Annotated in this window: 11 protein-coding genes; 1 reads left to right on the forward strand and 10 read right to left on the reverse strand. The window is 65.8% G+C overall.

The genetic code is table 11. From position 1 onward, the window contains the following. Positions 1-111: 111 nt before the first annotated feature. From FZN60_RS02555 to FZN60_RS02600, 10 genes are all read right to left on the reverse strand, one after another. Complete coding sequence (locus FZN60_RS02555; RefSeq protein ID WP_158870792.1) at positions 112-651, reverse strand: cupin domain-containing protein; 540 nt, start codon at positions 649-651, stop codon at positions 112-114. A gap of 50 nt (positions 652-701) precedes the next feature. After that, positions 702-1,850: an alcohol dehydrogenase catalytic domain-containing protein gene (locus FZN60_RS02560; RefSeq protein ID WP_158870794.1), complete on the reverse strand. Its 1,149-nt coding sequence runs from the start codon at positions 1,848-1,850 to the stop codon at positions 702-704. 359 nt (positions 1,851-2,209) lie between these two features. Next, on the reverse strand, positions 2,210-2,800 hold the full coding sequence (locus tag FZN60_RS02565; protein WP_158870796.1) for a TetR/AcrR family transcriptional regulator: 591 nt from the start codon (positions 2,798-2,800) through the stop codon (positions 2,210-2,212). 457 nt (positions 2,801-3,257) lie between these two features. Next, positions 3,258-4,001, reverse strand: a complete 744-nt coding sequence (locus tag FZN60_RS02570) for a hypothetical protein (RefSeq protein ID WP_158870798.1) — start codon at positions 3,999-4,001, stop codon at positions 3,258-3,260. Further along, complete coding sequence (locus tag FZN60_RS02575; protein ID WP_158870800.1) at positions 3,998-4,396, reverse strand: hypothetical protein; 399 nt, start codon at positions 4,394-4,396, stop codon at positions 3,998-4,000. Before FZN60_RS02575 ends, FZN60_RS02570 begins: the two co-directional genes overlap by 4 nt. A gap of 124 nt (positions 4,397-4,520) precedes the next feature. After that, the gene (locus FZN60_RS02580; protein ID WP_246726546.1) at positions 4,521-5,807 is read right to left on the reverse strand and encodes an alpha/beta hydrolase; all 1,287 of its coding nucleotides are present in this window, start codon (positions 5,805-5,807) and stop codon (positions 4,521-4,523) included. A 363-nt stretch (positions 5,808-6,170) separates the two neighbouring features. Continuing rightward, positions 6,171-9,296, reverse strand: a complete 3,126-nt coding sequence (locus FZN60_RS02585; protein ID WP_158870801.1) for an efflux RND transporter permease subunit — start codon at positions 9,294-9,296, stop codon at positions 6,171-6,173. Then, entirely contained in the window at positions 9,293-10,366 is a 1,074-nt protein-coding gene (locus FZN60_RS02590; protein WP_246726548.1) for an efflux RND transporter periplasmic adaptor subunit, read from the reverse strand. The genes FZN60_RS02585 and FZN60_RS02590 overlap by 4 nt, the downstream gene beginning before the upstream one ends. Beyond that, positions 10,363-11,469, reverse strand: coding sequence for an efflux RND transporter periplasmic adaptor subunit (locus FZN60_RS02595; protein WP_158870803.1), 1,107 nt, complete (start codon positions 11,467-11,469; stop codon positions 10,363-10,365). Before FZN60_RS02595 ends, FZN60_RS02590 begins: the two co-directional genes overlap by 4 nt. 741 nt (positions 11,470-12,210) lie before the next feature. Next, positions 12,211-13,203, reverse strand: coding sequence for a LacI family DNA-binding transcriptional regulator (locus FZN60_RS02600; protein ID WP_158870805.1), 993 nt, complete (start codon positions 13,201-13,203; stop codon positions 12,211-12,213). 222 nt (positions 13,204-13,425) lie between these two features. Between FZN60_RS02600 and FZN60_RS02605 the strand changes: the two genes are divergently transcribed. Next, positions 13,426-14,379, forward strand: coding sequence for a sugar ABC transporter substrate-binding protein (locus FZN60_RS02605; RefSeq protein WP_158870807.1), 954 nt, complete (start codon positions 13,426-13,428; stop codon positions 14,377-14,379). Positions 14,380-14,394 lie beyond the last annotated feature (15 nt).

Below are 14,394 nucleotides of genomic sequence, written 5' to 3' on the forward strand. Positions count from 1 at the left end.
CTCCCGATGTGCAAGCGTGCCGCCACCGCGCCCCGGATGAGGCGGCGTGGACGACGTTCGAGTCTCGTGGCATCGCCTCGCTCGTGCGGGGCGCGGGCGCTTCGCGGTGGTTCAGGTGCCCTGAGCGCCCAGCATGACGAAGGACAGGGTGGCCGGCTCTGCACCCAGGTTGCGCCAGGCGTGGCGCGTTCCCTGCTGCACTACGGTGTCGCCCTGCCGCAGGGTCACCATCGCACCGTCGTCGAGTTCGAGGACGATCTCGCCCCTCACGACGGTGGCGAAGTCCAGCGTCGGGGTGCGGTGCATTCCCGGCGCATCCCTCTCGAAGGTCTCGGCGATGCCCGGTGCCGCCCGAGCGTGCTCGGGACCTGCGAGGACGGGATCGAAGTCCGGACCAGCCATCACCGAGTCCGGAGGAAAGGTGACGACCATGAAACAGGCTCCGCCCGGCCCTGCCAGAACGGATCCCTCGCCGGCCATGGTCTCCTCGATCGGCAGGGAAAGATCGGGCGTGCCGCTTGTCAGCCAGAGCGGCGAGGAAACGAAGCCCGGCGTGTGCTTCAGCACCTGCTCGCGTGGCGAATGCCCGTCGCTGACGACCGCAGACTTCCCGGTCTCGTCGCGTGCGACGACGACGCGTCTGATCTTCATGCCCTTCCTCCCCAGACGATGGCGACGATCCAGCGAGACGCCTCAGGGCCTCACGGATGGATCACGAAGTTGGAGAAGCCGCCATGGCGCCGGGCGATGCCGGAGATGGCGTCGTTGACCTGCGCGAGCGGGACGGCCACCGTTTTGAGAACGGAGAAGTCCACCATGCCGCTCTCCACCATGTCGGCCATCTCCTGCCCCTCGGCCGTCGTGAACCAGACCGAGCCGTGCAGGCGCATGTTGCCGTCCATCATGTAGTGGACGTCGATGGGCACCGGGCCGGCGATGGCGCCGATGTTGACGGCCGCTCCGCCGCGCCTGAGCGCCATGATGCCCTGGACGAAGGTTTCATGCGAGGCGCCCGGCCCGTTGCAGTCAACGAAGGCGTCGACGCCTTCGCCGTTGTGGGTGAGCGAGCGCGCCCAGCCGTCGACCGGCCCGTCATGGATCGAATGGACCTCTATGCGATGGGGCGCCAGCGCCCTGACCGCCTCCAGGAGATCCCGGTCGCGACCCGTGCCGAGGATCCGGCGCGCCCCCATGGCGAGGCCGAACAGCGCGCAGCTGATTCCGAGCGTTCCGGAAATGCCGTTGACGAGAAGGGTGGTCCTGGGACCGACCTTGGCCTTCTTCAGCGCCGAGTAGCCGGTGCCCATGTAGCCGAGGCGCGCCGCATGGTCGAAGCTCATGGCGTCGGGCAGGCTGACGATCGCGGCGGCGGGCGCCATCATGTATTCGGCGAGCCCGCCGCCGGCATAGTTCAGGAAGGTCTGCTCGGCGTGCCTGCTGAAGCCGAAATAGCCCTGGAAGGCGAAGAACTGGCAGGCGATAGGCTCGCCGCCCCGGCAATGGCGGCACGAGCCGCAAGAGCGTGCCGGATTGACGTACACGCGATCGCCCACCCTGATGTTGTGCACGCGCTCGCCGACGGCGGCGACCTCGCCGGCCGGGTCCAGGCCGAAGATCGCGGGCAGCGGCGGCTGCGGCAGGCCAGGAAACCAGGTCGGCCAGTTCTTCAGGATGTTCGCAAGATTCGGGACGATGCCGCAGGATCGCACTCGCACGACGACGTCCATGGAACCTGGAACCGGTGTCGGAAGGTCCTCGACCACAAGAGCCGCGCCGACTTCGTGCATCCGCGCGGCCTTCATCGTCGCGGGTAGCCGCCCTGGCTGGGCGGCGGACTCGAAGTCCAACATCGACCGATCTCCCAAATCCGACACGCGCGCATCCTCCCCGCGAGTCCGATGGCAATGTGGACGAGAATTTTCGAAACTGCAATCTAATTTCGTAAATCCTCGCGTAGCCGTCCGAGAAGGTTGCCCGGCGGCTGGTTCTCTCCGCGACTGCGAACCTCATTGGCTGGAGCTTCGCTTTCCTGGCCTGACGGGTCCGCGCGAATTCCTCTGGAAGATGGATGGGCAGCGGGGTTGCACGCAGGTCGGTCCGGCGATCCGTCGAGCGTGCCCGCGTCCTTCGCCGTCGAATGGTTGGGCCGGCCACGACGATCGGCCTCAGCGCACCTGATCGTTTGCGCCGAGCGTCGGGGATACTTGCGCTACCGTTCCTCCCGATCCGGACGAGGCTCGTAGCCTCTGATGAAGAACTTCACGAACCGGCTGATTGCGCGCTTGTCGTCGGCGGTGATCTCGACGTCCCGCAAGCCAAGGGCCGCTCGCCTGAAAGGCGGAAGGATGGCTCCATTAATGAGGTGCCATGCTGCCTCCTCGGCATCTTCGATATGCAGAACTTCCTCGCGGTTCGTCTCGGCCAGGAATTCGCGAAGTCCCTGGACGGCTCGGCGCCTCACCGCATCCACCGCGATGGTGACTTCGGGAAAGCGAATGGCGACCGCGATCATCATTCGATCGAACTCGACCGCATCGGGCTTGAGTGTTGCATCCAGGATCTTGAGCAACATCTCCTGCAACATGGAGTGCAAGTCGCAATTCTCTTGGTAGTGCCCAATATCGAGAGGGTACCTCTCATTTGCCAACTGGATGCAAACGGTCGAAAATAGATCGGCCTTGTTCTTGAATCGATTGTAGAAAGTGCGCTTCGAGATTTTCGTCCGCTGGACAAGCTCATCGATGCTCGTATTGTCGAACCCGTACTCAAGAAACATCTCGCAAGCGACCTTCGCGATCACGGATGTTAGCTCGTTAGCCTGCTCTGCGGAGGGACGCCCTCGGGAGCGTCTCGGAATGGTGTCATCAAGCATTCGCTATGCTGCCTAATCGATCGTTCTTGCCGATGGTCGCGGCTGATCATCCGCCCATCCTTCCAATTGAACTGACAGATGAGCCGCAGGCTCCATCGAGAGGCACCCTTTAGCGGCAAGTTCGGTCGTGCCAATAGGCTATGGGATCGTCGATCCACGCGGCCGGTCGCCTGCCCGGCGTCGGAACGATCAACATCTTGGCACATCGATCCGCGTCGAAGCCTGCCGCTTCCGACAAGCTGGTGGCTCCACGATCGGCGACGCCGATCGAACCTTCGCGGACCGGCTCTTCCATCCGGATGATAAGCCGCTCCTTCGTGGAGAATGGCACACGGCACCGTGCCCGGTGCGGGACACGCTCGTTGAAACCGTGGATGTCCGCGCCTCACCGGTTCGGCTCATCCTTCGCCGATCGCTGCATCTCGGCCTGTAGAGCTTGGCGGATCAGCAGGCCGAGTCCATGGTCGCAGTGTGCGAGCAGGGCCGACAACTCGGGACGGTGCGCGCCAGCCACGGAGGCGATCAAGCGTGCAGCCTCCACACTGGCGTTCTCAGCTTCGATCGACCGGTTGCGTGGGCGCTTGCCCGGCCTGCGGAGCGTCGATCCTTTCCGGATCGCGACGGCATCCGCGATCATGCTCCTGATGACGGCCGGTTCGAGGTTCGGATCGTGCGCGAGCCGTTCCAGCACGGCCTCGCGCACCGCAGCGGGCAGAGTGGGTGCCGCCAGCTTGTAGGCAACGGTCAGGGGAAGAGCCGCGACGACGTCCCGGCGGTCCGCGAAGGCTCGCGCCAGCTGCATGTAGTTGTCGGCGGTCCGACTCTCCGATCCGAAGCTTCTCCTCATCCAGGCGCCGAAGGCCGGCTTGTCAACGACCTCCTTGATGGCGAGCAGCTCGATGCCGATGCCGATGACTTCCTCTATCGTCCCGCGCGACGATGTATGGAATCTTTCGGCTGCGCGATGCGCTTGCTCGGCGAGATGCGGCGGGATGGTTGCCGTGTGTCTGGCGCTCCAAGGCATTTCCAGTACGGCAGCGTTTCGGCTATTCCCCACGACATCGGCGATCGCTGCATCGATCGGCATGGCCAGCGTCGAGGGATAGCGAGCGTCGGGGTGCCAGGTCATGGCAGTGTCCGAGCCATGTCAGGATAGCCATCGGCCACCGGACCGACGCTCCTAGGTCTGGCGCCGATCGCGCCACGACGCTCGGGATCACCCGGTTCTTCGTCCCGGTCACGGCTCCACCGAGGGGCATGGTAGCCCTGCAGCCTGCCGGACAGGACGATCCGCCAGTCGGCGGAACCACCGGGCACGGTCATGCCGGCAGGATCGGACGCCACCTTCGTGGAGTCGGACTTCGGAGTGTCGCGGGATGCCGGCAGCCGAGCCGACCGATTGCCTTCTTGAAGGTGCTCGAGCGTCAAGGCCTGCAGATCCTCCAGCGATATGGCGAGCGGGTGCGGCGAGATGGCTTCGCGTAGCATCTTCGCGTGGGGGATGCAGAAGGTGACGTCGAGCATGACGATGCAGATCGCGGCAGGCGGGCGTCGGCAGCGAACGGCCCAGCTTGCGCAGACAGGGAGCGCGATCCACGAAGCGGCTCCGCCGCAAGCGCGTTCCAGGAGGCGGAGGCTGCGATGCAGATCACTGCCCGGTGACCGTCTGAAGGGAACCGCCGAAGTTGCGCCCGCTCTCTTCGATGCGCTCGCGCAGGTGGACTCGTCCTTCCGAGGTCAGAACCGCGGACGGGATCGTCGCCGTCGCGCCGATCGCCGATCCCACCCCCTGTGCGGTGCCGATGGCTGCGGCTCCGATAGTCTCGGCGACGCTGAGCCGCGAATCCGAGATGCCGTCGCCGGCGATGAGGCGGTTGCCGATGGCGCGTACCACGTCGGCGCTTTCCGCGAACTTCGTGTGATTGAGCCGGTCTCCCGCGACGACGCCACTGAGGTCGACGACGTGGATGCCGCGGCGCACGAACATCGAACTCACTTCCGGACGCTTGAGATCCACGGAACCGAGGCGCTCGCCGCCACCGGCAAGCCGGCGGGAGACGCGGAGCGCGCGATCGTCCTGCGACGTGAAGATGGTGATGCGTTCCTGCGCCGGACCGAGGTCGTCGAGCTGCTTCTGGAAGACGTCGATGTCGAGGTCGGGGGAAGCAAGCACGATGTTGCGCAGCTTGGCGGGAACCTTGCCCTGGCGGATGGCGAGCTGGCGGACCGCCTCCATCGCGAGCCAGCTACCCATCGAGTGTGCCATCAAGGTGATTTCCTCCACCTCCGGTTGGGCGGCGGCCTGCGTCAGGATCTTCTCGAGACTGTCACGGGAGAAGTCGGCGCTTTCCCGATCGTAGACGTAATCGAAGATGCTGCCGCGCGACGGCCAAGTGAAGAGGATCGGTGCCGCATCCACTCCCGTGTCGTGGCTGATCTGCGCGAACCGGAAGACGGCTTCCTCGAAGGTCGAATTGAATCCGTGAACGAAGATGAGGACACGCTTCTTCGGCCCTGCGACACGGTCGTACCACGCCGCAGCTCCACGTCCGTCCATGGCGGCGACCTCGAGCGCGACGAACTCCCGGGCCGGATCGCCCGGCCGGCTTTCGGGATAGATGACCGCTCCCGGCTTACGGACGCCGTCCGGCGGAATCGACACGACGACGTTCTTCAGGGACAGCCCCGAGCCGCGCTCTCCCGAGAACACCACCCCGGACTCGGGAGACGGGGCCCTCGTAGTGGCGACGAGCATGTCGATGACGTGCGCTCCTTGAACCGTATGCGACACCGGCAGAAGCGACGCATGGGGCCGGCTTGCACATCCCGAACCTGCGATCGCCAGCGAGACGGCGAGCGCGACGCGGGGCAGGAAGGCCCGTATTTCGGCAGTCTTGGTCATATCCGTACCTGGTCTGGATTGCTTGTCGTCCACGCCGCACGCCGATCATCCTTGCGACGCGTCGACCGGATCCCCGGATCCGGGAGCGCGACGCCGGACGGCATGTGCGGCCTTCCGTCGGCCGGGATCGAGGCCTATGACGCGATCATCGTCCCGCATAGCCGCGCAGCGAACCGGATCGGGAGACGGCCTCCGTCACTTGCGCCGTGAGGTAAGCCCGGGCTTCTCGACCTGAGCGGGTCGGGAGCGGGCCCGAGGACGGTCCGACGACGATCGCCGAGATGCGGCCGGGACGACGCGGCCCTCCGCATGGTGTCGCGCCAGCGTCACCGGCCGATGTCGGCGCCACTCCATCCGTTCCGTCGGAGATGCGGGAGATGTCGGCGCGGCCTCGGCTCATCCGGTGGCGTCCACGCCGGCGACCGAGCCCGCGTCCGGATGGTCATGCGAAGCGATGGTCCCGGACCGGCGATCTTCCGCCCGACCGGTTTCGTCCGGCCGGACCCGGAACCAGGCGACGTAAAGTGCCGGCAAGAAAAGGAGTGTCAACAGGGTTCCGATGATGATGCCCCCCATCATGGCGATGGCCATGGGACCCCAGAAGATTTCCCGCGAGATCGGGATCAGCGCGAGCGAAGCGGCCGCCGCCGTCAGCATGATCGGCCGCATGCGATGCTCGGTGGCGTCGATGACGGCGTCCCAGCGGCCCCAGCCCTCCTCGACGTGCTCCTCGATCTGCACGACCAGGATCACCGAGTTCCGGATGAGGATTCCCACCAGCGCGAGGACGCCGAGGATCGCCACGAAGCCGAGAGGGGCGCCGGTCGGGACAAGGGCGGCGACGACGCCGATGAGACCCAGCGGAGCGACGGCGACCACCATGAAGAGCCGCTGGAAGCTCTGCAGCTGGAACATCAGGATCGTGGTCATCGACAGCAGCATCAGCGGCAGGACGCCGACGATCGGCCCCTGCCCCATGGCGCTCGCTTCCACTGCTCCACCGGTCTCGAGGCCATATTCCGGCGGCAGCCGGGCGCGGAAATCGTCGATCTGCTGGACGAGCTGCGCGTCCACGGTAGCCGGTTGAGCGTCCGACGCAAGCGCCGCCCTGATCGTGATCGTGGGTACTCTGTCGCGGCGCCAGACGAACGGCTGCTCCATTCCGTGGCCGAAGCTCGCGACGGACGCCAGCGGGATGACGCGGCCATCCGGCGCATTGATCTGAAGGTCCTGCAACGTCTCGATGGACGTGCGCTCGGCGGCACGTGAACGGGTCACGACGTCGACGAGGTAGATGCTGTCGCGGATCTGCGTTGCGGTCGTCCCGGCGACGTTCGCGAGGGCCGACGAGATGTCCTGGGAGGAGATGCCGAGTTGGCGTGCCTTGTCTTGCAGGACCTCGACCTTCACGACGCGGGCCGGCTCGTTCCAGTCCAGCGTGACCCGCCCCACGTTGGGATTGGCGTCGACGATGCCAGCCACTTCCTGGGCGTAGGCCCTCACCTTGCCAAGGTCCGGTCCGCTCATGCGATACTGGATCGGGCGCCCGACCGGAGGGCCGATGTCCATGGGATGCACGAAGACGTCGGTTCCGACGAACTCCCGCTTTCCGATCTCGCGCAACCGAGAGATCACGCGATCCCGTGCTTCGATGTCCTTGGTCATGATGATCATCTGACCATAGTTCGGGCTTGCCGGCTGTACGTCGAAGGACAGCACGAAGCGTACCGCCCCCTGACCGACGTACGAAGACCAGTAAAGGATGTCGGAGTCCTTGCGAAGTTCGGACTCGAAGCGATCCATCTGGGCTCGCGTCTCCAGGATCGAGGTATTCTGCGGCGCCGTCCAGTCGACTACGACCTCCGGTCGATCCGAAGCGGGAAAGAACTGCCGCTGGACGTGACCCAGGCCGTAGATCGAGCCGGCGAACAGCGCGAGCGTCAGGACGATGGTCGACCACTTGAAGCGGACGCCGACACGAAGGACGGCCGCGAAGATCCTCGAGAAGAAGCCTTTCCTCCCCGCATGCCCCTTCAACGTCTTCGGCATGATGGCCACGCCGAGGATCGGCATGAAGACCACGGCGACCACCCATGACACGATCAGGGATACGGCAACCACGACGAAGAGAGTGAACGTGAACTCTCCGGCGTTACTGTTGTTGAGTCCGACGGGTATGAAGCTAGCGACGGTGACCAATGTCCCCGTCAACATCGGAAACGCGGTTGACGTGTAGATGTAGGTCGCAGCCTTCCGCAGACTGTCTCCTGCCTCGAGGCGCGCCACCATCATCTCGATGGCTATCATCGCGTCGTCGACGAGGAGGCCCAGGGCGATGATGAGGGCGCCGAGCGAGATGCGCTGAAGCGAGATCCCGGCGTACTCCATCGCCACGAAGGTTATGGCGAGCGTAAGCGGGATCGCGAGCGTCACGATGATCCCGGCACGCAGTCCCAGGCTGACGAACGAAACGGCGAGAACGATGGCGATCGCCTCCGCGAGCGCCTTGGTGAACCCGCCGACCGCCTCCTCCACGACGTGAGGCTGATCGGAGACAAGATGCACGCCTACGCCGATCGGCAACTCCGATTCGATGTGACGCAACTCGCCCGATAGCGCTTCGCCGAACTCCAGGAGGTTGGCGCCAGGTCGCATGCCGACCGCGAGCCCGATGGCAGGTTCTCCCTTGTAGCGGAAGAGCGACCGAGGTGGATCCACGTAGGACCGCTCGATCGTCGCGACGTCCGAAAGGCGGAAGAAGCGGTCGTTCACCCAGAGGTTGACGTCGCGCAAGCCGTCCTCGGACTCGAACTCGCTGGATACGCGAACGGCGATGCGTTCGCCGGTCGAGTCGATGGTCCCGGAGGGTACGATCGCGTTCTGCGCCGCCAGGGCGTCGATGATGGTCTGCTGGCTCAGTCCGAGCGCGGCCATCCGTCGGGTGGAGAACTCCAGGTATACGACCTCGTCCTGGGCGCCGATCAGGTTGACCTTGCCTGCATTCGGGATCGCCATGATCCTGGCGCGTGCCATCTCGGCGTAGTCCCTCAGCTGACGCTGGGTTATGCCGTCGGCCGTCAGAGCATAGATGTTGCCGTACACGTCCCCGAAGTCGTCGTTGAACGATGGACCTTGGACGCCGGATGGCAGCTGAGGACGAATGTCCGACAGCAGGTCCCGAACGCGCGCCCACTGCTGCGAGACCTGCTCGGGTCTCGTAGTGTCCAGGAGATATACGTAGATCGTGGTCGTGCCCGGCGACGTCAGGCTCTTGGTGTAGTCGAGCTGCGGCAGCTCCTCGAGCTTCTTCTCGAGCCGATCCGTCACTTGATTGACGGTATCCTCGAGAGAGGCGCCGGGCCAGCTCGCCTGGACGATCATGGTCTTGATCGTGAAGTTGGGGTCTTCCTCGCGACCGAGGTTCGCGTAGGACAACGCTCCCGCCACCGCGAAGACGATCATGAAGTACCAGATGAGAGAAGGGTGCTCGAGCGCCCATGCCGACAGATTGAAGCGCTTCAAGAGGCTGGCTCCTGCTGGATTTCCACGGCTTGACCCTCTTGCAGCGAATTGACGCCGGCGGTCACGACACGCGTTCCCGGTTCGAGCCCGGAGAGGACGTCGAAGCGACCGTCCCGCGGATCGGAAAGCGTGATGCGCCGCCGCTGCACGGTGCCGTTCCTTTCGTCGGCCACCCAGACGAAGTCGCCTTCGTCCGTGCGCAGGAGCGCGCTCTCGGGCAGCCTGATCGTAGGATCGCGCGTCGCATCCATCCTGGCTTCGACCATGCTGCCGAGCCGGAATGCCGGAGAGGGATCGGTGAGAGTGATCCGGACACGCTTGCTGCGTGTCGCCGCGTCCGATCGTGGAGAGATCTCGCGGATCCGGCCGCTCGCCGCCTGAGCATGGTCCAGTCGAAGCGTGACCGTGAATTCCTGCCCGACGACCAGCGATGCGGCGATGTCTTCGGCCACATCGACGACGGCCTCCCGGACATCGATCTGCGCCACGGTCAGCGCCGTCTGACCCACGTTGACGATCTGGCCGACGTCGATCGAGACCGCCGTGACGATGCCATCGGTTTCCGAGACGAGGCGCGTGTAGTTCAGCTCGTCCCGAGCCTTGGCGAGGTCCGATCTCCGGCTGACCAAAGTCGACCGGGCGACGGCGAACTGCTGTTCCGCGCTGTCGAGTTGCGCCGCGGTGCCGGCGTTCAGTTCCACGAGAGCCGATTGACGGTCCCGCGTCGCGCGTGCGGATTCCAGCTGCGCCTCGGCGGTCGCGACCTCCCCTTCCAGAGATCTTATCGACAGCGTCTGCGCCTGCGAATCGACCGATGCCAACACCTGGCCGGCGACGACGACGTCGCCGACGTCCACGCTCTTGCTGTTCACCCGCCCGAGAACGCGGAAGCCCAGATCGCGGGAATGTCGAGGCTCGACCGCCCCGACGAAGCTCAGCGGCACCGTCGATCCTGGCGCCGCGAGCGTCGAGAGAACCGGGCGCGGCGCGCTTGGCGGCTCTTCCGGCTCGGTGCAGCCGGCGAGAAGCATCGTCGCGACGGCCACCTTCACGAAGCGTCCCGGCATCATCGCGCCACATCCTCGGCGGGATCCACCAGCTGACCCTCGCGCAGGAAGTTGGCGCCCGCGATCACGACCTGGTCGCCGTCGGCCAGCCCGTCGGCGACCAGGATGCGTCCGCTCCGGTAATCCGCGATCTCGACCGGTCGCAAGGAAACCGTCCGCGTTGCCGGGTCCATGACCCACACCGCCGCCCCTTCCCTTACGGAAGTGAGCGACGACCACGGAAGATCGACGACCTTCCGCATCCTCGAGCGACCGACACCTTCCACGGCCGAACCCAACCCCATCTCCGGTGCCGCGTCGACGATGGTGGCACGGACCTCCACGGTGCCCGTTCTCAGGTCGAGTGTGGGCGAGATCCTGCTGATCCGGGCCTTGGCTCTCGCGGAAGGATCGGAGACGAGCCGGACCTCTACGTCGGACTGAGGCGGGGCGCCCAGCAGGAGCGCCTCGTAGACGTTGAAGACCGCCTCTCGTGGACCGTCGTGAGCCAGCGTGAAGACCGGCTGCGCGGCAGCCGCGACCTGGCCGGTCTCGGTGTTGCGCTCCGTGATGACGCCATCCGCGTCGGCCCTCAGCTCCGTGAACGACAACTGCTCGCGGGCATTGTCGACCTCAGCCTGGGCCGTATCGAATGCACCCTGGGCGTTTCCAAGCTGCTCCCTGACGGCATCGTAGTTGCTACGTGTGGTGACGCCGCTTTCCAGAAGCCGAGCCTGGCGGTCGAAGTTGGCTTCGGCCTCCCGCAGCGTGACCGCGCTCGCTCGCAGGCCGGCTTCCGCGGATTCGAGATCCGCCCGCTGTTGCGTCTGGTCGATCGTCGCGAGCAGGTCGCCAGCCCTTACGCGGCTGCTGACGTCGACGTATCGCTTGTCGACGCGCCCGGCCGTCTGAAACGCGAGGCTTGCCTCCACCTTCGCGACGACCGTCCCGGTCAGAGTCAATTCCCGATCGACCTGGTCGTACGTCACTCGTCGGACGAGCACATGTTCAGGCTCCTCCGGCAGCGGAGGACTCTCGGCCTCACACCCTGCGAGAAGGCCCAGAGCGGCCAAGGCACCAGACGTGCGGACGAGGCGATCGGCGAAGCGCCGCGGGAGGAGGGCCATACGATCCTCGGAGGAACAAAGATGCAGCCGGTTTCGGCAGAGGGCTGTCGGCGGCCGCCTCGCGACAGCCAGCCGCAGGCGCATCCCCGTCGAGCACAACACAGATAATAAACGGAACCGTATCAATATTTTCGTGGGTTCGTCAATCGTCAAGCGGTTCCGAAGCCCATCGGCGTCCATTCTCTACCTGAAGTTGATTTTGCACGCAGGGTGAGGGCCTCGATGCTCGTGAGAGCGAAGCGGATCGCCGCGGGCGATGCTCTGCCGAGCACGACGCTCGCCGCACCCCCTCTTCTCGGAGCGGAAGCGGATTCCCGGGCGGGTCGACGCTCAGCTACGATGGATGGTCCACATCCCCTGCGCTACCCGGTGGTGCCGGCCGATGGTGCATCGCCGCATCGTCGCGACACGGTCCAAGGATCATTGTGCTCCCTGAAGATTTGCCACATCCCATTCATTACGGATGCAGCGATAGATCCTCTATTTCGACGGAGATGAGATTGTCGCTCAAGACGATGCTGGATTCCCATGACTTGATCATCGCCAACGAGCTCGAACGTGTCCTTCGCCACGATCATGTCCATGACGTGATCATGCCTCATCCGAGCTGCCAGGATCGAGGAGACCGGAGCCGACCAGCCGATCGCCGCGGCAACGGAAATGGCGTCGTCCGCGGTGCGTCATCACCGGACGCTCCCGTCGGCCATGCATTCCGATCTTTCTCGATAGTTGCAGAGCGCCTCAGGCGGACGAACGAAGGACGAGCTCACCACGCAGGACGATGGTGTCATGCGGACGCCGACCGGAGAGCATGTCCACCAGCGTCTCGACCATCCGCCCGACCGGCTGGCGATAGGTGGTGAGATCGTAGCCCGGAAGGGCGGAGGGAGCGGCATCGTCGAAGCCGACCACCGCCATGTCCGAAGGAACGCTCAGGCCCGCCTCGTGGCGAAGAACGTCGAGGGCGCCGTGAGCCAGGATGTCGTTCTCGCAGACGAGCACGTCTATGCGCGCCCCTGGCGGGTTCGCCGCGAGATAGGCGCGCATGGCCGCGGCGCCCGCGGCATGGCTGTACGGGCTCGCCTGCAGCTCGGCGACCTCGATGCCCCGGCTGGCCCAGTGGTCGCGGAAGTGGCGATGGCGCCCGAGCGCCGTCGAGAGCGTCCGCGGCCCGCTCATGAAGCCGGGCCGGCCGAAGCCCCGCGCCGCCAGGTGCCGGCAGATATCCTCCATGGCGACGGCCGAGTCGCAGGACACGGCCGGGATGCCCGCGAGCTGACTGTCGCGGGCGAGCACGAAGAGCGGCGGCCCGCCGTCGCGAAGCCGGCTGTCGGCCAGCGTCTCCTCCCGGAACGAGGTGCCGAGCAGGACCACGGCGTCGACCTGCCGCTGGTCGGCGTTGAGGATGGCGTGGACGTGGTCGAGGTGCTCGTTGATGTTCACCAGGAGCGCCACCAGCCCTTCCGCCTGCAGCGCCGCGGTCGTCGCCTCGATCAGCTGCAGCTTGTAGGGGTTGGCGAAGTCGTCGACGAAGACCGCCACCTGCCGGGTCGAGCGCGTCGCCAGGCTGCGCGCCAGGAGGTTGGGCCGGTAGTTCATCTGTTCCGCGGCCGCCATGACCTTGGCACGGCTGACCTCGGTGATCGATGCACCCGGCGTGAAGGCCCTGATCACGGTCCACTTCGAGACCCCGGCGAGCTGGGCCACCTCCTGCGCCGTCGCTCGCTTCTTCACCGCCCCTCCCGGTCAGCTCTCACAGAACGTTTGTTCCATATTTTCCGACGATGCAACGGACGTATTGCATTCCGCGGCGAAGATGCTATCAAATCCTTGTTTGCACCCGGTAGCAAATGGAGCGTGGAGGCTCCGCCGCCGGTGTCGGCAGGAGGAGGCACGTCCGAGAACGTGCGCTGGCTTGTGACCGCCTGAGACGCGGTTCCACACGGGAGAAAACTCATGCATTCCATTCTGAAGACGCTTGCCCTCGGCGCGAGCGTCGCCGTCGCGGCGCTCGTCGCGCCGGTCGCCGGCCACGCGCAGGACTCCGTCCAGATCATCGCCGTCACGCATGGACAGGCCTCGGACCCGTTCTGGTCGATCGTGAAGAACGGCATGACCAAGGCCGCCGAGGACAGCGGCGTCACCCTCGACTACCGCGCCCCCGAAACCTTCGACATGGTGCAGATGGCCCAGCTCATCGAGGCGGCCGTCAACCAGAAGCCCGCCGGCATCGTCGTGTCCAACCCCGATCCCTACGCGCTCGGCCCGGCGATCGAGAAGGCCGTCGCCGCCGGCATCCCGGTGATCTCGATGAATTCGGGCGTCGATGCCGTCCAGAAGCTCGGCATCCGCCTCCATGTCGGCCAGGAAGAGCGCGCGGCCGGCAAGGCGGCGGGCGAGCGCTTCGCCGGCGAGGGCCTCAAGAACGTCCTGTGCGTCAACCAGGAAGTCGGCAATGCAGGCCTCGACCAGCGCTGCGAGGGACTGACGGAAGGCCTGACCGGCGGCAAGGTGACGGTCCTGCCGACCACCTCCGATCCGGCCGAGATCGAGGCCAAGATCCAGGCCGCGCTCACCTCCGACCCCTCCGTCGACGGCATCCTCGGCCTGTCGGCGCCGCTCGTCGGCGAGCCGGCGGTTTCCGTCGTCCAGAAGATGGGCCTCGGCGACAAGGTGAAGGTCGGCACCTTCGACATGTCGGCCGGCTTCCTCCAGTCCGTCGCCGACGGCAAGGCCGACTTCGCCATCGACCAGCAGCCCTACCTCCAGGGCTACCTGCCCGTCACCTTCCTCGCGCTCAACGCCCGCAACGGCCTGATGCCGGCCGGCAACGTCGCCTCCGGCCCGAGCTTCGTGACGCAGGACACCGCCGCCAAGGTCATCGACGGCGCGTCCAAGGGCATCCGCTGATCCGAGAAGCGCGAG

This window comes from Antarcticirhabdus aurantiaca (genome assembly GCF_009765365.1).
Lineage (GTDB): Bacteria > Pseudomonadota > Alphaproteobacteria > Rhizobiales > Rhizobiaceae > Antarcticirhabdus > Antarcticirhabdus aurantiaca.

Coding starts and splice junctions, on each gene's coding strand:
- FZN60_RS02560 (WP_158870794.1), bottom strand. CDS start 1,850: ATGTTGGACTTCGAGTCCGCCGCCCAGCCAGGGCGGCTACCCGCGACG.
- FZN60_RS02605 (WP_158870807.1), top strand. CDS start 13,426: ATGCATTCCATTCTGAAGACGCTTGCCCTCGGCGCGAGCGTCGCCGTC.
- FZN60_RS02590 (WP_246726548.1), bottom strand. CDS start 10,366: ATGATGCCGGGACGCTTCGTGAAGGTGGCCGTCGCGACGATGCTTCTC.
- FZN60_RS02575 (WP_158870800.1), bottom strand. CDS start 4,396: ATGCTCGACGTCACCTTCTGCATCCCCCACGCGAAGATGCTACGCGAA.
- FZN60_RS02595 (WP_158870803.1), bottom strand. CDS start 11,469: ATGGCCCTCCTCCCGCGGCGCTTCGCCGATCGCCTCGTCCGCACGTCT.
- FZN60_RS02555 (WP_158870792.1), bottom strand. CDS start 651: ATGAAGATCAGACGCGTCGTCGTCGCACGCGACGAGACCGGGAAGTCT.
- FZN60_RS02570 (WP_158870798.1), bottom strand. CDS start 4,001: ATGACCTGGCACCCCGACGCTCGCTATCCCTCGACGCTGGCCATGCCG.